The sequence below is a fragment of the Pseudomonas sp. GV085 genome, assembly GCF_003050925.1.
Lineage (GTDB): Bacteria > Pseudomonadota > Gammaproteobacteria > Pseudomonadales > Pseudomonadaceae > Aquipseudomonas.
This window is the reverse complement of record NZ_QAOV01000008.1, coordinates 164,656-184,269: the sequence shown is the minus strand read 5'-3', so window position 1 is coordinate 184,269 and position 19,614 is coordinate 164,656. Positions and strand designations below refer to the sequence as shown.

Genomic DNA, 19,614 nt, shown 5'->3' with positions numbered 1-19,614 from the left:
GAGCGAGCCGGCTCCGGGCGGCGTTCCGACGATGCGGAATATCAGTCGACATCTTCATTGAATGTTGAACCGCTATCGCGAGCAGGCTCGCTCCCACAACAGCACTCTTGATCTGCGCTACCTCATTTCCGGAGCATCCCCATGTCCTTTGTCTATGCCCACCTGCTCTCCCTGAGCACCCTGCTGCTGGCCATCGACGCCCTGCTCTGGCACCTCGCGCCATTCAAGCATCGCGTCAGCCGGGTCGGTGTGCGTCTGGCGCTGTTTGTGCTGTTCAGCGCGGTGATCATCAACGCCGGCGTCAGCCCGTTGCAGGCGCCACTGTTTGCCGATGATCGCGTAGCGCAGCTCGGGGCTACGGCACTGGGAATCCTGTGGTGGTTGTACGCCGCGCGGGTGCTGACCGAAGTGATCGGTCTGGTCCTGATGCGACGCATCGGCCACAGCGGCCGGCTGTTGCAGGATGTCATCGGCGCACTGGTGTTCCTGGTTGCCGTCGTCGCCGCCGCCGGCTACGTGCTGGAGCTGCCAGTGAAAGGTTTGCTGGCGACCTCTGGCGTCGTCGCCATCGTGGTGGGTCTGGCATTGCAGAGCACTTTGAGCGACGTGTTCTCCGGTATCGTGCTCAACACCACCAAGCCCTATCAGGTCGATGACTGGGTCTCCATCGACGGTGTCGAAGGCAAGGTGCTGGACATCGACTGGCGCGCCACCCACCTGCTGACCAGTGCCGGCAGCACCGCTGTGGTGCCGAACTCGGTGGCGGCCAAGGCGAAGATCGTCAACCTCAGCCGCCCGACCAACCTGCACGGCGTGTCGATCAGCATTCAGGTGCCCAACCACATCCGCCCGCGTCGGGTACTCGATGCCCTGGACCGCACCCTTCAGGGCAGCAGCAGTCTGCTGCTCAACCCACCGCCCAAAGCCGTGCTCAAGGAGGCCGGCGAAACCATGTCCGAATACGTGGCCAGCGGCTTCATCGCCGAACTGGGCAAAAAGGGCGAAGTGCGCAATCAACTGTTCGACCTGGCCCATCGGCACCTCGAAGCAGCCGGCATTTCCCGGCAGCCCGATGGCGTGATCGAGCCGTCGACCCGCGCACGGGCCTTGCTCGATGAAGTGAAAATCTTCCGTTCCCTGAGCGCCGAGGAACGTGATCGTCTGGCCCGGAACATGGTGGCACAGCAATATGCGGCTGGTGAGGTGGTGCTGGATCTGGAGGAAGTGCCGGACAGTTTATTCGTCATCGCCACCGGTGTGGTCAGCGCCACTGTCCCCGACGGCAGCACGCAGATCGAAGCCGGACGCATGGGGCCGAGTGAAGTCATGGGTGAACAGAGCATTCTTGCCGACACGCCGTCCCAGGCACGGTTCACCGCTCTGACCTCAAGCATCATTTACCGCCTCGACAAATCCCTGACCCGCAGTTGCATGGAGCAACGCCGCGAAGTCGACCGGGCGTTGAACAAGCTGCAAGCGGTGCGCCAGCAGAACAGCCGGATGGCCTTGATGGCCAAACCGGTGGCGGTCAAGAAAGGTGGTTTTTTGAGCTGGTTGCAAAATCGTTGATCACGGAGCGAGCCTGGTCCGGGCGGCGTTCCGACGAAGGCGACCTGCCGGCCGACCGGATACATCACAGAGGCGAAACTGCTTGGGCGTAATCCCGAACTGCTTGCGAAACGCCCGAATGAAATTACTCGGCTGCCGATACCCCAACCGCTCGGCGATCCGCTCAATCGGCTGATCACCTGCCGTCAACCAGTGCCGCGCCAACTCCAGACTGTCACTGCGGGTATGTTGCGCAGCAGCAGTCTGCCAGTGCCGCAACATGCTCTGATGCAAAAACCCGTTGGCCCCCGGCAACGGCTCATCGAGACTGGCCGCTGACAGGCTCAAACACGGATGCGCCCCCTCCAGCACCTCGATACCAACGCTACGCAACCACTGCCCGGCAGCCTGTTGCGGCGTCACGCGAACGGCCACAAACACCTGCGCCGGTGCTCGTCCCAGGCGTCGGGCGATGTTGCGCACCAACGTCAGGGTCGCCGCATCGAGGCCGAAAAAATGCGGCTGTTGACCGGCACCGCGCAAGTGCAGGTGGGCCTGCCCGTCACCCTCCTCCAGTTCCGCCACCAGGTAGTTGGTCACCCGTGGCAGGAAATCGATGAAGCACGCCAGGCTCGCACGCAGGGTCGCTGCGGAGTCCAACAGAATGTTCAGACCTCGCAGCGTGGTGGTCGCCATACCGTTGACCAGTTCGCAGCCAAACGATGCGCCCGCACCCGCACGCTCGCATTCATTCCACAGGCGTTCGACCAGATGCGCAGGCACCTGCAGGTCCTGACCTTCGAGCAACGACAGGCAGATGCCGGCCCGTTGCAGCAGTTGGTCCTGGCACAGGCCGGACTGCCGGGCATGGCTGAGAATGGTGCGGGTGAAGGCACTGGAAATGAACGGTTGGCTGGTCATGGCAGGTTACGGCGAGAGGACAGGCGTGTACTTATGCCAGCCTCTGTGCTATCGATCCAATGCATTAAAAGTATCCGCCGAATGCAGGAGACGCATGATGGATCTACGACAGCTCCGCCACCTTGTCGCCCTGGCCGATTACCGCAACTTCGGGCGCGCCGCTGAGGCGATCAATCTCAGCCAACCGGCCTTCAGTCGCAGCATCCAGACCCTGGAGCGCGACCTCGACTGCGTGCTGGTGGAGCGCAGCAGCCGCGAATTGCGCCTGACCGGTCAAGGCGAACTGGTGCTGCAACATGCCCGGCGCCTGCTCGCCGGCAGCCAGGCCCTGCACAACGAACTGACGCAATACAACGGTCTGACCGGTGGCGAGCTGCGCTTCGGCTGCGGCCCGTATCCGGCCCAGGTGCTGGTGCCCGAGGCGCTGGCGGAATTCATTCAGGCCCATCCGGCGATCCGCATCAGTCTCCACCAGGGCGACTGGGAACAACTGGCGGTCTGGCTTCGTGAACAGCAGATCGAATTCCTCGTGGCCGACGCGCGGTACTTCACCGGCGACCCGCGATACCAGGTACAGCTGTTGCGCCCCCGGCGCGGGTGGTTCTTTTGCCGTGTCGGCCATCCCCTGGCGCAGCAGCGGAATCTGTCCCTGCGCGCCCTGCTCGACTACGCGGTGGTCGGCACGCGAATACCGCCGATGATCCGCAAGATCCTCGCCGACGTGCAGGGCGAGGCGGACTTCAATCCGAGCGTGGAATGCGCGCAGTTCGACGCCATCCGCCGCGTGGTGATGCGCTCCGACGCGGTGGGCATCGCCACCGTGGAGGCCTTGGCCGAACTGGTCGACCAGGGCCTGGTCCGCCTGCTGGAATTTGCCGATGTACCCAAGGAGGATCCCGGCCTGCAATTGCACTACGGCATCGTCAGCCGCGCCGGCCACTCCCTGACACCCGCCGCGCTGGCGATGGTCGATGCGGTGTTGACGGTCGACCGGCGCTTGCTGGCGTCGAACTATGCCCCTCAAGAAGTTACATAAATCCCTGTGGGAGCGAGCCTGCTCGCGATAGCGGTGTGTCATTCAACAATAATGTCGACTGACACGGCCCAATCGCGAGCAGGCTCGCTCCCACAGGGTTTGGTGTCACATCGAAATAACGCACCTGCCAATCGGCGCGGGGCGATTCGAGCAAGGCATCGAGCTGGCGTAAATCAAGCATGGTCTTGCTCCGGCAAATCGCTTAACGTCGGCCAGCCTGACCCGTGTTCCGCAACAAGCTGTGAGCCCTGCATGACAAAAAGCGACCGGCCGCTGCACGATCAATCAATACCCAACGCGTTCTACGCGCCGACCCTGTTGCCGGCCATCGAAGAGTTGCTGGCCCGGGGTGTGGACCGGGAACGCATCGAAGGCCTGTTGCGACGCAGCCTGTTCGAGTTGCGTACGCCATTCATGCGCATTCCGCTGTTCATGTCGCGGCGCTTCTGGGCATTTGCCCTGGAACAGACCGGCGACCCGCTGATCGGCCTGGCGGCCGGTCGGCGATTCGTTTCCACCGCCACCAACGGCCTGACGTACCTGTTCGACGTGGCCGACTCACTGGACAGCGCCTGCCAGTATTTCGTGCGTTTCTTTCCGTTTTTCAACGGACACTTCCAGGCCCGGATCGTGCGCGGCGACGACCGCGTCGAATTGCACCTGCTCGACCATGGCAGCGTGAAAACCAGCGCGTCAACCGCCGATTACATCCTCATCAGCCTGTGCAGCATGTTGCGGCGCAAATTCCTCGCCAGCGGCCTGCAGCGTGATCCGGTTCTGGGCATCGGGCTGGCCGGTGCCTGCACGGCCAATCTGCAGGAACATGAACAAGCCTTTCGCGCACCGGTGCAATGGGGGCAGGCGCAGCACTCGATCCGCCTCGATCCACAGCTGTTCGTGATCCCGTTGACGCCGGGTAATCATGAACTGGAACTCATGCTGGTCGAACTGGTGGAGCAGACCCGACGCAACAGCGAACCGACCTTGCTGGAGCAAGTCTGCGACTATTTGATCACCGACCTCGCCGAGGCCAACTGGCAGCGATTCTGTACCACCCGGCATTTGCTCGAGCGCACCGCCGCCCGACGCTTGAAGGCGTTGGGCTGGAGTTTTTCAGAGTTGCTCGACGAATACCGCCGCTACCGGACCGAAGATTTTTTGCAGGGGACAGACCTGGAGCTGGTGGAGATTTCCGACCGCCTGGGCTACAGCGACGTGCAAAGCTTCAACCGTGCCTGCCTGCGGTGGCTGGGGTGCTCACCGGGCGCCTGGCGAACCCGGCAAGGTCAATGAAAAACCACGCAAGTGCGCCGCCTTGCTGATCCAGGCCCAGCAACATCATGCTCATGGACTGCACCGTGGACTCCTGTCCACCGATCCTCGGCTACACCGCCGAAATGCCCGCGGTGTATCAGGCACTTGACCAGCAGGTTGTTGGACATTTTTTAACACTGGCTTTACGCCATCCGTGCGTGAGAACTGGCGACCTTTGTTAAAAATGGTCATCAAGCCGGCGACTCAAACCTGACACACTTAGCAGCTACAACCCTTGTACTTCAAGGCTTACGACCGCCTGTCGTTTTCTTGAGATTTTCGCTGAACAGCCAAAATCGGGGGAAAAGCCAATAGTGCTGCGACCTTGATGGCGATCGCCCCCACATTTGGGAGTGTCTTGCCCCTATTACATGCCGGTTTGCTGACACGGTTTACCGAGGCTGGTCTATACCCCTTTTGACAGTCTTGTTTTGCAACTCTCCACGTCTTGCGAGGCACGCTAATATGGACGTAAGCGTATTTGGTACGGGCTATGTTGGCCTGATTCAAGCAGCGGCACTGGCCGATGTCGGACATCGCGTCCTGTGTGTCGACATCGATCCGAACAAGATCCGGCAACTGCAACAGGCCGTGCCACCGATCAGTGAGCCGGGGCTGTCCGGCACCCTTGAAGAAAACATCAAGGCCGGTCGCCTGCTCTTCACCACCCAGGCCAGCGATGCGGTGGAGCATGCCGAGCTGATTTTCATCGCCGTCGGTACGCCCGCCGACGAAGACGGCTCGGCCGACCTCAGCCATGTGCTGAACGTGGCCCGGCAGATCGCCAGTTTCATGGAGGCCGACCGCACCCTGATCATCAAGTCCACGGTACCGGTCGGCACGGCGGATCAGGTCAGCGCGACTGCCGTTGAAGAGTTGCAGCACCGCGGCAAAAGTTCGCTGAAGGTACGGGTGGTGTCCAACCCGGAATTCCTCAAGGAAGGCAGTGCCCTGGCCGATTGCATGCGCCCGGACCGGATCATCGTCGGCACCACTGACGATCAAGCCCGCAGCCAGATGAGCGAGCTCTACGCGCCGTTCTGCCGCAACCACGACAAATTGATGTTCATGGACAACCGCAGCGCCGAGCTGACCAAGTACGCGGCGAACGCGATGCTGGCCACGCGCATCAGCTTCATGAACGAACTGGCCAACCTCACCGAGTTGCTGGGAGCAGATATCGAAGCCGTGCGCAAAGGCATCGGCTCGGACCCGCGCATCGGTTACCACTTCATCTACCCCGGTTGCGGCTTCGGCGGTTCGTGCTTCCCCAAGGACCTGCGCGCCCTGTTGCACACCGCCGAACATGCCGGAATGCCCCTCAAGTTGCTGCGTAGCGTGACCGACGTCAACGACCACCAGCGGCATATCCTGTTCAGCAAACTCAAGGCGCAATTTCCCGGTGGACTGGCCGGCAAATCCATCGCCGTGTGGGGCCTGGCGTTCAAACCCAACACCGATGACATGCGCGAAGCACCCAGCCGCTACCTGATGGAAGCACTCTGGGCCGAAGGCGCGAGCGTGCAGGCCTACGACCCGGAAGCCATGTCCGAATGCCGGCGCCTTTACGGCTACCGCAACGACCTGCATCTGTGCGCCACCCGCGATGACACACTCGAAGACGCCGATGCCCTGGTGATCTGCACCGAGTGGAAAAACTTCCGCGTGGTCGACTTCGACATGCTGGCGAGCAAACTGCGTGAACGGGTGATCGTGGACGGGCGCAACCTGTACAGCCCGGAACAGGTGGCGGCCGCCGGCCTGCATTACTGCGGCATTGGCTTGCGCCACATCGTGCCCGAGGCCGTCCATCCATGAAGACTCTCGTCACCGCAGCAGCCGGTTTATGGGTGTCCGATGAGGGACCGGGGCGCGTCGTTGCCTGGTCTCGCACTTACGACTGACTGCGTCGGCCATGCCGCACACGGCTTAACTCTGCGGAGAATCTATGTCTGAACACGAAAAAAGTGTGCCCCTTAACAAAATGCATAGGGACAAGCGCCTGGACCCCGAGCAACGCAAGCGCATGGATGCCGCCATCCACATGCAGGGTTGTGGCTGAATAACCGGTCGCGAAGGTGGCCGGCCGTGGACCCTGTCGCGCACCAACCGCGTCCTGGCCGGCTTCGGCGCAGCGCTGGTCCTGGTGCTGATTTCCCCGGTGCTGCTGGGGCTGGCGCTGGCCATCAAACTGACCAGCCCGGGGCCGGTGATGTTCGTGCAGAAACGCACCGGCTACCGCGGCCGCCTGTTCGGCATGTACAAATTCCGCACCATGGTCGTCAACGCCGAGGAGCTCAAGGACTCCCTGCGGCACCTGAACAAGCACGGCGCCGACGCCATCGATTTCAAGATCGACAAGGACCCGCGCATCACCGGTATCGGCAGTTTCCTGCGACGCACCAGTCTCGATGAGCTGCCGAACCTGTTAAACGTGGTGACCGGCGACATGCGCCTGGTAGGCCCCAGGCCGACTTCGTTCAACGCCTACCGCTACGAGGACAAGCATCTTGCGCGCCTGAGCATCTACCCCGGCATGACCGGCCTGTGGCAAATCTCCGGGCGCAGCAATATCGATTTCGACCAGCGCGTTGAGTTGGACCTCGCTTACATCGCCCAGCAGAGCCTGCTGCTTGATTTGAAGATTCTGCTGAAAACCCCTTTCAAAGTGTTCAGCGGTCACGGAGCGAGTTGAATGGACGGTTCATCGGCTAAAAGCCTCAGCATTGCCAGCCCGAGCGAGTCCAACCTGACATCGACCGTACTCGACCAGAACCTGCGGATCCTGTACCTGACCGCCGCCAACCCCGGCGCAGGCACCACCACCAGCGCCCTGGCGCTGGCCAGTCAACTGGCGAAGATGAGCAGCGGCCTGGTGTTGCTGGTGGATGCCAGCCATTCGGCGACCAACCTCACGCAACAGTTGGGGCTGAGCAAGGAACGAGGGTTTCGCGACTTGATGTTCAACACCCAGAGCCCGCCCTTGTTGCAGGACTGCGTGGTGGACGTCTCCAGCCTGCCCTTTCACGTTCTGCCATTGGGCCGATACTTCCGTGGCAACGAGCACCTGACACCCGAGTGCCTGAGCCCGCTGCTCGATCAACTCGGCATCCGCTACCGCTTCGTGGTGATCGACGGCGACGCGGTGTATTCGGCCTCCGACACCCTGGTCATCAGCACCCAGGTGGACGGTGTGGTCCTGGTCGTCCCCGCGGAAGACACCCGCTGGGAAGTGGCCCAGGCCGCGGCCAAGCGCTTGAGCCAGGCGGGAGCGAAGCTGGTCGGCAGCGTGTTCAACCGACGCAAGTACTACATGCCCGAATGGCTGTACAAAAACCTGTGAGCAGTCAGACAAGGATGACGCCATGAACGCCAAGATGCTTGTCCTGCTGCTGCTACCCCTTGCAGGTTGCTCCAGCATTTCCTCCGACGAATCACAAAGCATGCCGGTGCAAATCCTCACGGCCCCACCGGCCAATGCCCAGGCCACCGACGTGCCCAAGGTCGAGCAGACCCTGCGCCCACAGGACGTGCTGGACGTGATCTTCCACATCAGCACCAGTGGCTCGGCCGCCTATCGCGTGCAGTCCGGGGACACGATCGCGCTGAATTTCACCGCCGCCAGCCAGTTCAACGGCAACCAGTTGGTGCTGCCCGATGGCACCATCGAACTGCCCGGGGCCCACACCACGGTGAAAATCGAGGGCCTGACCCGCGATGAAGCACGGGACGCCATTCAGCGCGCCTACGATCGCAAACAGCTGTTCCAGCCCAACCGCAATCAGCTGTCAGTGACGGTGGTGAACCCGCTGGCCGGTGAATGGAACCTCAAGTCCGTGCTCAACCACCCCGCCACCGGTATGAGCCGGGAAATCACCGTGGGCACCGACGGCTATGCCAGCTTCCCGGAAATCGGTGCCGTGCCGCTGCAAGGCATGACCCTCAACCAACTGCAGGCCTACCTCAATAATCGCTATGCCACCCTGCCGGGGCGCATGACCGTGGACGTGCTGCTCAAGTCCACCGCCGGCAACGAAATCTATGTACTGGGTGAAGTCGGCCAGCCGGGCTCCTATCCGATCCGCCGTCCGGTGTCGGTGCTCGAAGCCCTGACCATGGCCCGCGGTTCCAACGCCAAGGCACGTCTGGACTCGGTGATGATCATGCGGCGCAACGGCAACCAGGTGGTCGCGCATCGTTACGACGTGGAAAAAGCCTTGTCCGGCGACGCCACCCAGATCGCCTACCTGCAAGCGGACGACATGCTGTACGTGCCCAAGACCAAACTGGCCAGCACCGGTGAGCTCGTGCGGCAACTGGCGGACGTCGTGTTGTTCCAGGGCATGGGCCTCAGCTTCAGCTACCGCGTCGACAACAAAGACGACAGCAGCAACTAACTCTCAGGTACCCACATGAATCCAAAGGAAAACTACCTGCATGAGTTCTTCAGGATCTTCTTCGCCAACAAGCAGTTGGTGAAGCGAGTCTTCCTGGTCTTTGCCGTGATCGCCGTGGTCTTGCCACTGTTGCTCAAGCAGAGTTTCGATATCACCGCCCAGGTGATCGTGCAATCCAAGAAAATTTCCCAGGGGGATGCCACCAGCACCCTCAATCAGGAAAACGCTTCCTTCATTCCGCCGTCGCTGGCCGACATGGAGACCGAGAGCAATATCCTGCGTTCGCCGGCCTTGATCCGCCAGACCATCGGCCAGTTGCGCGAAAAGGGTGAGTACACGCAGCCCGTGAGCGCCTTCAACAAACTGCTGGTGCAGCCGCTCAAACGGTTTGTGATCAATCCCGTTCGCGAACACGTGATCAACCCCGTTCGCAGCCTGCTCGGGCTGCAGACCGATCCGGTACGCGACACCCTGCTCGATGCCCTCACGCAACAAGCGTCCGCTGCCCTCAAGGTTGAAACCATGCCGGGCTCCAACGTGATCTCGATCGTCTACCACTTCCCTGACCCGGCCCAGGGCACCCGATTCGTCACTGCCCTGCTGCAAAACTACCTGGTCACCCGCCAGGAAATGCAATCGATCGACCTGCCGCAGAGTTTCTACGAGACCAAGAAATTGCAGTACCAGGTGCGTCTCGATGGCCTGGAAGCCAATCGCCTGGCCTTGCTCGAAAGCGTCGGTTCGTCCGACCCCAAGGAAGAAATCACGTTCCGCCTCAACGCGATCAACACCGAGGAACAGGCGCTCAACCTGTATCAGGACCGACTGCTGCAAAGCCAGCGCTGGCTCGATTACCTGAAAACCAGCCTGGCGACCGCCAACAATGCCAGGTTCAACGACTACACCTTCCCCTACACCTTCACCACCACAGTCGACAGCGTCGCGTTCGAAGACCGCGAGATCAAGCAACTGGGTGAGCGACTGACGACCCTGGTCAGCCGCTACATGGACGACCTGGCGGTCTTGCAGCCCGGCAGTGAGCCGATGCAAATGGCCCGCGAGCAAATCATCCGGGCCCGTGGGCAATTCCTGAAGATTGTCAGCAACCGGATTCAGGAGCGCACCAGCGACCTGATGACGATCAGCTCGGTCATCGACCAGAAAACCGCGCGCATTGCCGAGTTCCAGAATCGCATCCATCAGTTGCAGGAAACCCGCAGCAAACTGCGGCAGATGGACACCGAGATCAACGCGCTGCACAAGGCGTTCGCCACCTATGCCCAGCGCTTCGCTGAAAGCAGCACCGCGCGCGCACTGGACAACGACCTGTCCAACGCACGGATACTCAGCCCGCCGTTCGAACCGACCGAAGCGGCGTTCCCCAAGCCGATGCTGATCATTCCGTTCGGGCTGTTCACCGGTTTGCTGTTGGCGATTGCCCTGGTCTATGTGCGTGAGTTCTTCGACCACCGCTTCAAGCACCCTGCGCAAATCACCCATGAACTGGGCTTGCCGGTGCTGCTGGTGATCAATGATCACAGTACCCAGCCGAACAACCCGCACAAGAACTGGAGCGTACCGGCCCTCGTGCATTGGGTGCGCAATTGAACGCGCCGCTCGGCACCACCCACGACCTGCCGATCATTCATTTGCTCAGCAGCGGCGGCTTCTATGGCGCCGAGCGGATGCTGCTGGATCATTGCCTGGCGACGCCGGGGCAGCACCAGGTGCTGTTTCTCGATGCGCCGCCAGAGCTGATCACGCGATTTCGCCAGGCCGGTGTCGATTGCCTCGGCTGTGCAGGCCTGGGCGCATTGCTGGGGCATTTGCGCCAGCGACGGGACCAGCGGCCACTGATCAATACGCACAACTTCAAGGGCCTGTTGTTCGGCTGGCTCGGCGCCACGCTGTTGCGCCTGCCACTGGTGATCACCCAGCACGGCTTCACTCCGCGCAGTCGCAAGCAGAAGTTCTACACCTGGCTGAGCCTGCAATTGTGCCGCACAGCCTCGGTGAACCGAGTGGTGTGTGTCGCCGAAAGCATTGCGGCGCTGCACCGTCAGGCCAATGTGCGCACGGACAAGTTGCAGGTAATCCCCAACGGCCTGCCGGCGGCGGACGACTTGCCGCCGCACAGCGGCGCACGTCAACGCTGGCTGGCCGGTTACGTCGGGCGCCTGAGTAGCGAAAAGGGCCCTGACCTGTTTCTCGATGCGCTGATCCCGCTGTGTCAGCAGTACCCGCAACTGGACGCGGTGATGCTCGGCGACGGGCCGGAGCGCGACAGCCTGCAGGCACGGATCGACGAGGCAGGCTTGCAGGCGCGCATCACGCTGCCGGGCTACCAGACCGACATGCGCGCCTGGTGGCGGCAACTCGATGCGTTGGTGATCAGCTCGCGCACCGAAGGCACGCCGATGATTCTGCTCGAAGCGATGCAGGCCGGGGTGCCGGTGGTGGCCTTCGGCGTCGGCGGAATTCCCGATGTCTTGCAGGACCGCCACAACGGCCTGCTGGCCGCGCCCACCGACAGCACCGCCCTCGCCCGCCAGATCGGCGCGCTGCTGGATGACCCGGCCCTGGCCGGCGAGTTGATCGACAACGCTAAACGTACGCAACGGGATCACTACGACCTCAAGGTCCTGGCGGAACGCTGGTCGCAGCTTTACATCCGGACTGCACGGGAGGCACGCGTGTGATTGTTCCGCTCTCGATCGTCAGCTTGCTCGGCCTGGTCTGCCTCGGATTGCTGGCCAGCCCTTATCCGTATCTGGCGCCGGGCGCGGTGCTGGGCCTGGTGGGTGTCGCGGTGCTGTACCGCAAGCCAACCTGGGGCCTGCTGGGCATTGTCGCCATCCTGCCTTTCGAGGGCCTGTTCAAGGACAGCGCGTTGTCGGGCTCCAAGTTCCTCGGGGCTTCGCTGGCGCTGATCCTGATGCTGCAACTGGCGATTCACCAACTGTCGTCGGAGCGCCTGCGCAGCAATATCTGGCGTTTCCTGATCGGGTTCATGGTGCTGTACCTGCTCAGTCTGTTGAACACCGACAACATGGACATGTCCCTGGGCCACCTGCGCGAATTGAGCGTCGGCCTGATTCTGTTTGTCATCGCCCTGCTGGTCGGGCGTGAGTTGAACCTCGACATGTTCGCCAGACTGGTTGCCGTCAGTGTCGCGGTGACCTGCGCCATGGCGATGTTCTCGGCCAAATACCAGGACGAAGGCCGTGCGTCCGGCATGCTCAATGACCCGAACGAATTTGCCCTGATGATCGCCTTCGCCGTGCCCATGGCACTGTTACTGGTGGTGCGCAGCCCGAACCGGTTGCACCGGTTGTTCTGGGGGGGCTGTGCCCTCGTGCTGCTGGCCGGCATGACCAAGACTGAATCCCGTTCGGGGCTGGTGGTGTTGCTCCTCAGCCTGTTGATCGGCACGTGGCACTACCGCGCACAGTTGCCACATATTCGTCCACGCCACCTGGGCTTTGCCATGCTCGGCCTGACGATTGTGATTGCGCTTGGGCTGTATGCGATGCCGGCCAGTTACGTGGCGCGCATCCAGTCGCTGAGCATCCTCAGCTCCGGGGCCAAGAGTCAGGACGCGTCCCTGGGCCGTCGCGCCTCCTACATTGTGGTCGGCAGCGCCATGATCGCCGAGAACCCCTTGCTCGGCACCGGCCCCGGCACGTTCCCGCTGCACTATGCCACCACCGGTTATGCCAAGACCTTTTCCGTCAGCGGCAAGACCGACGATCTGTACCGCCGCGCCCACAACACCTACCTGGAGATCTTCAGTGAACTGGGGATACCCGCCGGCCTGATGTTCGTCGGCATGCTGGCCCTGGGGTTGTACAACCTGATCCGCGCCCGCCACACCTGGCTGTTGCGAGGAGACGCTCATCAGGCCGATCTGATGACCCACCTGGGCATGAGCTTTCTGTCGTTGACGTTATTCCTGATGTTCCTCAGCGCACCGAACCACAAGTACCTGTGGATCATGCTCGCGTTGACCGGCGTGCTGCGCACGAAAGCCGAAGAAGCCCCGCTGAAAGAGGTCAAGGCATGAACCGCATCAGTATCATCATCCCGATGTACAACGAGGAACAGCACATCGCCCGGACCCTGCTCGCGGCACGACATGCCGCCGAGGCAGCCAACGTCGAATGCGAGTTGATCGTGCTCGACAACGGCTCCGACGACCAGGGCCCGGACATTGCCCGGCAGCTTGGTGCCCAGGTTCTGGTCCTGCCCGGCCTGCTCATCGGCGCATTGCGTAATCGCGGAGCGGCGATCGCCAGCGGTGAATGGCTGGCCTTTATCGATGCCGACGTCGAGATGCCCGAGAACTGGCTCAAGCTGTTGTTCGACCTCGAGTCCGGCGGCCAGGGCGATGTCATCGGCCTGGACCTGCACACCCCGGCCGAAGCGCCGTGGTACGCCGACGCCTGGCAGCGCCGCACCTTGCGCCCCGATACGCAGCCGCTGCATGTCGCGCAATGGCTGCCCACTTGCAACCTGCTGATGCGCCGTCGCTGGTTCGACAAGGTCGGTGGTTTCAATGAACAACTGCGCACCGGCGAGGACAAGGAACTGACCATGCGCCTGGTCGACGCCGGTGCCAAGCTGCGCTCGGTCAACCAAAGCGTGGCGCTGCATTGGGGTTACGAATGCAGTTGGCGGGAATGGATGGGCAAGGAATTGTGGCGCCAGGGCAGTCATCTGCAACTGCTGCGCACCCATGGCCCGAGCCTGCGCTTGCTGCGCTTTCCACTGCTGTCGATAGCCGCCTGGATCATCGATTTCATGGCCATTTCCGCCCTGTTCGACGGTTTCCCCCAGCATTCGATGCTGATGCTGCTGCTGACCGTCCTGCCCGCCCTGGCACTGAGCCTGCGTCAGAGTGCCAGGCACCGCGACCCGCTCCTGACCCTGCAACTCTGGGGCCTGCACTGGGTGCGCCTGCACCTGGCGGGCGCCGGGTTCATCCTCAGCCTTTGTCATTGGAATGCCAGGAGGCCCGCCCGTGGCTGAATTCATTTACTGGTTGTGCCTGTTGCTACCGGTTTACGCCTACCTCGGTTATCCCCTGTTGCTGACATTGCTGGCACCGTTTTACCCGGCACCGCGCCATGGACCGGCCCAACCGATGGACGTGAGCATCGTGATTGCCGCGCACAACGAAGCGCGGCATATCGAAGAAAAACTGCGCACCGTGCTGGCCCAGGATTATCAGGCCCGCTCACTGCACATTATCCTGGCCAGTGACGGCTCGACCGACGACACCGTGGCCTGCGCACACAGGGTCAACGACCCGCGCATCACCGTGCTCGACCTGCCCCGCCAGGGCAAGGCGGCGACGCTCAATGCCGGGGTCGCGATCAGCAGCGGCACGATCCTGGTGTTCACCGACGCCGACAACCAATGGTCCACCGACACCCTCGGCCATTTGCTCGCACCGCTCAACGACCCGCAGGTCGGTGGCTGCGCCGGGCACATGATGATCCCGGTGACCGGCAAGGGCTTGAGCGTGGGGGACAGCCTGTATCGGCATTACGAAGGCTGGCTGCGCTACGTGGAAAATCGCACCGGCTGCATGGTCTCCGCCGACGGTGCATTGCTCGCCCTGCGCCGCGAGTTGTTCCAGAACGTGCCGGCGGAGGTCAACGACGACTTCTTTATCAGCACCTGCGCACCCGTCGCGTTCAAGCGGATTGTCTACGTGCCCCAGGCCCGGGTGATCGATCAGGGCGTGGACGAAGCCGACAAGCAATTTCGCCGTCGTCAGCGGGTCACTGTGGGTGGCTTGCAAAGCCTGGCCCAGCGCCGGGAGCTGATGAATCCGCTGACCCACGGCCTGTATGCGATTGCCTTGATCAGCCACAAGCTGATCCGGCGGCTGGCGCCGATCCTGTTGCTGCCGTTGCTGCTGAGCAATTTCTGGCTGTGGGAAGACCACGGCTTTTATCGCCTGAGCCTGATCGCACAATTGCTCGGTTACACGATGGCCATTGCCGGCCTGCTGGATTCGCAACACCGCTTGCCCAAACCCTTTCGCCTGGCCGCGTTCCTCCTGGTGACCCTTGCCGGGATGAGCATCGGCCTGTGGCAGTTCCTGCGCGGGCAGCGTTACGCCCAATGGAACCCCGAGCAAAATCGATGAGAGGTGCGTGCCGTGGCGATCAAACAACTGTTAAAACGCACCAGTGGCTGGCTGTACCTGAACTCCCCGGTCGGGCGCAATCAACTGCACGGCGCCGGTGTGATCCTGATGCTGCACCGGGTGCTGGCCAGCGACCAGGCCGCCGAACTGCCCCATCGCAATGAACTGTGCGTCGGGCCAAAGGCCTTTGAACACTTGCTGGTGTGGTTGAAAAAACACTTCGACTGTGTGCCGCTGATGGACATTCTGCAACCCGGCACGCCGCGCTCGGAGCGGCCGAAAGTAGCGCTGACCTTCGACGACGGCTGGCGCGACAACGCGCTGAATGCCTTCCCGTTGCTGCAAAAACACCAGGTGCCGGCGAGCATCTTTCTGTCCACCGACTTCATCGGCAGCCGCCAACGGTTCTGGTGGGAAAGCATCGGCGAAACCCTGTGGAACAGCCATGGCGAACCGGCACGCCGGCATCTGATCGAATGCCTGCAGCAACTTGGGCGTCCGTTGCCGGTACTGTGCGAAAACCCGGATGAACAACGCCGCAGCCTCGCGCTGCTGAATTTTTTGCAGAGTCTGAAAACCCTGTCGCCGCTGGACCTCAATCGCCTGACCGACGCCTGCCCCCAGGAGTCGTTGCCCCAGGCGCTGGACTGGCAGCAAGTGCGCCACCTGGAAGCGTCCGGCCTGGTGCGCTTCGGCCCCCACGGTGCCAGCCACGCCATCCTCACCGGCCTCGACGATCAACGCCTGGACGAAGAACTGAGCCGCAGTCGCGACGCGCTGCTCCACGGCTGCAACCGGCCATTGCCGGTTTACTGCTACCCCAATGGCGACAACGATGCGCGGGTGCGCCAACAGGTGGCCAGGCATGACTTCCCGTTTGCCCTGGGTACCGGCACCGGCATTTATCGAGGGACCGAAGATCCTCTGGCCCTGCCACGCTTCGGCGTGAGCCAGCGTACCGCGCGCGATCCCGGGTTGCTGTCCTGGCGCATCTACCGTGGGGCACGTCCATGAGCCGCAGCAACTACCTCAGGCACCTGGCCCTGAGCATGGGCACCAAGCTGGCGATGATCGCCCTGCGCTTGCTGCGTAACATATTGCTGGCGCGGATTCTCGGCCCCAGCGAACGCGGCTTGTTTGCCTTGCTCAACACCCTGCCCGACCTGATCAGCGCCGCCACCAGCGGCGGCTTGAATTCAGCGGTGGGCTATCAGGCGGCCAAGCAACGACCGATGGGCTTGCTGCTCAGCCAGGTGCTGCTGTTCGGTTGTCTGCTGGCGGCATTGCTGACCTTGCTGGTGGTGGCGCTGACCCGCGAGTTCGGCAGTGAACTGGACATCACCACGCAATTGGGCCTGCTCGCCTGGCTCTTGCTGCTGGCGGTGCCGCTGACCGTGCTCAAAAGCGGCTTGCTGACTTTGCACAACGCCTCGGGCGGGGTGGTCGCCTTCAATGCCTTGCGCCTGATCGAGTCGCTGGCGCCGCTGCTGGTATTCCTTGCCCTGTTCTGGATGTGGAAAAGCGCGGCCCTGGAAGCGGCGCTGATCAGTTGGCTGGCGGGGATCAGCCTGGTGGTGCTGGCCGGGTGGGTCTGGCTCAAGCGCGGGCATCCGCTGAGCCTGCAATGGGACCGCGCCAGTCAAAACGAACTGCTGCGCTACAGCGCCCGCAGCCATCCGGACCTGCTGTTCCAGCAAGTGATTCTGCGCTCCGACTACCTGTTCATCGGCGCCCTGCTCGGCACCACGGCGCTGGGTCATTACGCCATGGCCAGCGCGGCCGCCGAGTTGCTGCTGATCGTTCCGGAAGCGGTGACCACGCCGCTGATGAAGCGCCTGCTGCAACAGGAAGAAGGCATCGAAAAAATCACGCCACTGGCCTTGCGCCTGACCGCTACGGTGATGCTCGGCGCTTGCCTGAGCATGGCCGTGGTCGGTGAATGGTTGATCGTGACGCTGTTTGGCGAGGCCTATCAGCCTGCCTACCCTGCGTTGCTGGCGCTGCTGCCAGGCCTGTTCGGTCTGTGCTACATGAGCATTCTGCGCCTGGACCTGCTGGGCAAAAACCGGCCCGGCACGATTTCGTTGTTGATGGGCCTCAGCGCCCTGCTCAACCTGGCGCTCAATGTGCTGCTGATCCCGACCTACGGCATCGTCGGCGCAGCAGCCGCATCCTCTATCGCGTACCTGGCCGTGACCCTGGCGCTGCTGGTGGTGTATTGCCGGTTGAGCCACGTGCCGGTCTGGCAAACGCTCATCGTCCTGCCCGGCGACATCGCGCCGATGTTGCTGATGCTGCAACGGAAATCGGCATGAAGCACCTGTTATTGCTGGTGAGTCTTGGCCTCGGGCTGAACGCCGAAGCCGCAACCATGCGTTGGGCCGATATCCGCGACGGCAGCCTGTACCTGCAAACGGACCGCCCCGACACCCTGACCGTGCTCTGGGCCCCGGTGTGGCAGGCGCAAGCCAACGAAGAACACCTCTACTTGCTCGACGGCCAGGGCAAACTCCAGAGCGAACGACTGATAGCCGCCAATGAGCCCAGCGGTAGTCAACGCTGGGACCTGGCGCCGGGCGCCGCCAGTTATCGACTGGAAATTCCTGGCTACAGCTTCCGCCGTTATACGGTTGAGCACGACGACCACACCGTCGCACTGTTCGCCCCGGCCAAGGTGCATTTCAGCGCCGAATCCCAGGACGGTGACGAGTTGTATTTCAAGGTCGCGGCCGGTGAGCACGCGGTGCTGGCCGGTAAATTCCACGGCGGCGTCGGCGCGTTGCAAGCGCAGCGCGTGAGTGACGGCCAACAGCTTTCACTGTCTCTGGAGCCTTACCCCGCCTATTGGCAGTTCGACAAAGTCGAGTTGCCCGTTGCAACCACCGATCAAGTCTGGCGCCTGCACCTGCGCGGCAGCGGCAAGGTCGCATTCTGGCTCGACGGCACGGCCAACCTGTTCGCCCAGAACCCGCAACAGCTCAAACCCTTGCGCGAAGACGAAGGCCAGACCCGACTGACGCTGCACAACGACGTGCTCGGCAAGACCCCGAACCTGGGTATCGCCCTGCCCTATGCGCGACCGCCGGATTCCAGTTTCGCCGTGCTCGATGCCCTGCAACCACAGGCCGGATCCTATTACAGCCTGGTCGACATCATGGCGACGCGGCCGCATTACGAAGACGTGTTCCGCCGGTTGTATCAGGATCGCTTGGGCATCACTCAGGACATCACCCTGCTGGCCGGCCGTCAGCGCAAGGCCGACCTGCGCGCCGATACCACCAGCAACGCCGGCCTCGATGCCTGGCTCGCCGCCACGCGCGCACTTGGCGGCAAGGGCACGCACTACATCGGCTTTGCCGACGAACCGAACCTCAACTACCCGGACTACGCCACCTACCAGCGCATCTTCAAGAGCATGGCCTGGCAAGTGCGCAGTAATCCAGACAACGCCAAAGCCGGCGTACGCATCGCCATGCCGGCCAGCTCCCGGTTCGTCAATGGCCCGCTCGTCGACAATGCCGCCGACAAGCGCGGCATCGACTGGGCCCGACGCTTGCTGGCCGAGTCCGGCGACAAGATCGATGCACTGGCATGGCACGAATGGATGGTCCGCGACCTGCTGGCGACCCGTGTCTACCGCGATAGCGTACGCAAAGCGGCAGAGCTGGTGGGGCTCGACGCCCAGGGACGACCGCGCAAAGCCTTGTTGCTGGACCAGACCAACATGTCCAGCGGGGCCAGCCTCAGCCCTTACGATCAGGAAACCCACTACGCCTCGTTATGGTGGGCCTCGGTCATCATCAATGCTTCCCAGGACGGCTTGCTCGACATGCTCGGCTGGTTCCAGGCCGCCGACGAACCTGAGTATCCCAAGGGCATGTTGCGCGTGCTCGGCAAGGATGAATACGAGCTCAAGCCCGTAGGCCTGGCGCAGCAATTCATCCGCCAGCATTGGCTACGCGATGTCATGCGCCTGGAGAACGACGCCTTCGAGGTTGACGTGCTGGCCATGTCTGCCGGGCACCAACGCAGCCTGCTGGGCGTCAACAAAGGCTCACGCTTGCAGCGTGTGAGCCTGGCCGGCACGGAATGTCCATTGCCCCTGGGATCATTGCGCTATTTCGGCGCCGACAACCGCAGCCGCGACGCATCTTTCAAATGCCTGGAGGGTCGCATCAGCTTCGATTTACCGGGAGAAACCCTGTTTGCCCTCAGCTGGAGCGCCTCATGAACGTCATTTA

16 protein-coding genes and 1 pseudogene are annotated in these 19,614 nt (G+C 62.5%); 15 read left to right on the top strand and 2 right to left on the bottom strand.

Annotated elements, in window-relative coordinates:
• The first annotated feature begins 141 nt into the window (after positions 1-141).
• Entirely contained in the window at positions 142-1,569 is a 1,428-nt protein-coding gene (locus C8K63_RS18365) for a mechanosensitive ion channel family protein (RefSeq protein ID WP_108217991.1), read from the top strand.
• Here the strand turns inward: C8K63_RS18365 and C8K63_RS18360 are convergent, their stop codons facing one another.
• A complete protein-coding gene (locus C8K63_RS18360; protein WP_256594973.1) occupies positions 1,570-2,469 on the bottom strand; it encodes an AraC family transcriptional regulator in 900 nt (299 codons plus the stop codon). It lies immediately after the preceding gene.
• A 94-nt stretch (positions 2,470-2,563) separates the two neighbouring features.
• Between C8K63_RS18360 and C8K63_RS18355 the strand changes: the two genes are divergently transcribed.
• Positions 2,564-3,505 (top strand): LysR family transcriptional regulator, encoded by a 942-nt coding sequence (locus tag C8K63_RS18355; RefSeq protein ID WP_256594972.1) that lies wholly within the window; start codon positions 2,564-2,566, stop codon positions 3,503-3,505.
• Here C8K63_RS18355 and C8K63_RS18350 read toward each other — a convergent pair.
• On the bottom strand, positions 3,498-3,686 hold the full coding sequence (locus C8K63_RS18350) for a hypothetical protein (RefSeq protein ID WP_108217989.1): 189 nt from the start codon (positions 3,684-3,686) through the stop codon (positions 3,498-3,500). The two genes, C8K63_RS18355 and C8K63_RS18350, sit on opposite strands and share 8 nt — an antisense overlap.
• A gap of 71 nt (positions 3,687-3,757) precedes the next feature.
• Here C8K63_RS18350 and C8K63_RS18345 point away from each other — a divergent pair, with 71 nt between their 5' ends.
• The 13 genes and pseudogenes from C8K63_RS18345 (at position 3,758) to C8K63_RS18285 (ending at position 19,604) form a co-directional block, all read left to right on the top strand.
• Positions 3,758-4,798: an AraC family transcriptional regulator gene (locus C8K63_RS18345; protein ID WP_108217988.1), complete on the top strand. Its 1,041-nt coding sequence runs from the start codon at positions 3,758-3,760 to the stop codon at positions 4,796-4,798.
• Positions 4,799-5,284: 486 nt separating this feature from the next.
• Positions 5,285-6,637: a UDP-glucose/GDP-mannose dehydrogenase family protein gene (locus tag C8K63_RS18340; RefSeq protein WP_108217987.1), complete on the top strand. Its 1,353-nt coding sequence runs from the start codon at positions 5,285-5,287 to the stop codon at positions 6,635-6,637.
• 130 nt (positions 6,638-6,767) lie between these two features.
• A pseudogene (locus C8K63_RS18335) lies at positions 6,768-7,514 on the top strand (sugar transferase).
• Positions 7,515-8,162, top strand: coding sequence for a CpsD/CapB family tyrosine-protein kinase (locus C8K63_RS18330; protein WP_108217986.1), 648 nt, complete (start codon positions 7,515-7,517; stop codon positions 8,160-8,162). It abuts the pseudogene before it with no gap.
• A 22-nt stretch (positions 8,163-8,184) separates the two neighbouring features.
• A complete protein-coding gene (locus tag C8K63_RS18325) occupies positions 8,185-9,216 on the top strand; it encodes a polysaccharide biosynthesis/export family protein (protein WP_108217985.1) in 1,032 nt (343 codons plus the stop codon).
• 15 nt (positions 9,217-9,231) lie between these two features.
• Entirely contained in the window at positions 9,232-10,824 is a 1,593-nt protein-coding gene (locus tag C8K63_RS18320) for a Wzz/FepE/Etk N-terminal domain-containing protein (protein WP_108217984.1), read from the top strand.
• Positions 10,821-11,915, top strand: coding sequence for a glycosyltransferase family 4 protein (locus C8K63_RS18315; protein ID WP_108218122.1), 1,095 nt, complete (start codon positions 10,821-10,823; stop codon positions 11,913-11,915). The genes C8K63_RS18320 and C8K63_RS18315 overlap by 4 nt, the downstream gene beginning before the upstream one ends.
• Positions 11,912-13,279: an O-antigen ligase gene (locus tag C8K63_RS18310; protein ID WP_108217983.1), complete on the top strand. Its 1,368-nt coding sequence runs from the start codon at positions 11,912-11,914 to the stop codon at positions 13,277-13,279. Before C8K63_RS18315 ends, C8K63_RS18310 begins: the two co-directional genes overlap by 4 nt.
• A complete protein-coding gene (locus tag C8K63_RS18305) occupies positions 13,276-14,244 on the top strand; it encodes a glycosyltransferase family 2 protein (RefSeq protein WP_108217982.1) in 969 nt (322 codons plus the stop codon). Before C8K63_RS18310 ends, C8K63_RS18305 begins: the two co-directional genes overlap by 4 nt.
• Positions 14,237-15,373, top strand: a complete 1,137-nt coding sequence (locus C8K63_RS18300; RefSeq protein ID WP_108217981.1) for a glycosyltransferase — start codon at positions 14,237-14,239, stop codon at positions 15,371-15,373. Before C8K63_RS18305 ends, C8K63_RS18300 begins: the two co-directional genes overlap by 8 nt.
• A 12-nt stretch (positions 15,374-15,385) precedes the next feature.
• Entirely contained in the window at positions 15,386-16,387 is a 1,002-nt protein-coding gene (locus tag C8K63_RS18295; protein WP_108218121.1) for a polysaccharide deacetylase family protein, read from the top strand.
• Positions 16,384-17,688, top strand: coding sequence for a lipopolysaccharide biosynthesis protein (locus tag C8K63_RS18290; RefSeq protein WP_108217980.1), 1,305 nt, complete (start codon positions 16,384-16,386; stop codon positions 17,686-17,688). Before C8K63_RS18295 ends, C8K63_RS18290 begins: the two co-directional genes overlap by 4 nt.
• Complete coding sequence (locus C8K63_RS18285; protein ID WP_108217979.1) at positions 17,685-19,604, top strand: hypothetical protein; 1,920 nt, start codon at positions 17,685-17,687, stop codon at positions 19,602-19,604. Before C8K63_RS18290 ends, C8K63_RS18285 begins: the two co-directional genes overlap by 4 nt.
• Positions 19,605-19,614: the final 10 nt, after the last annotated feature.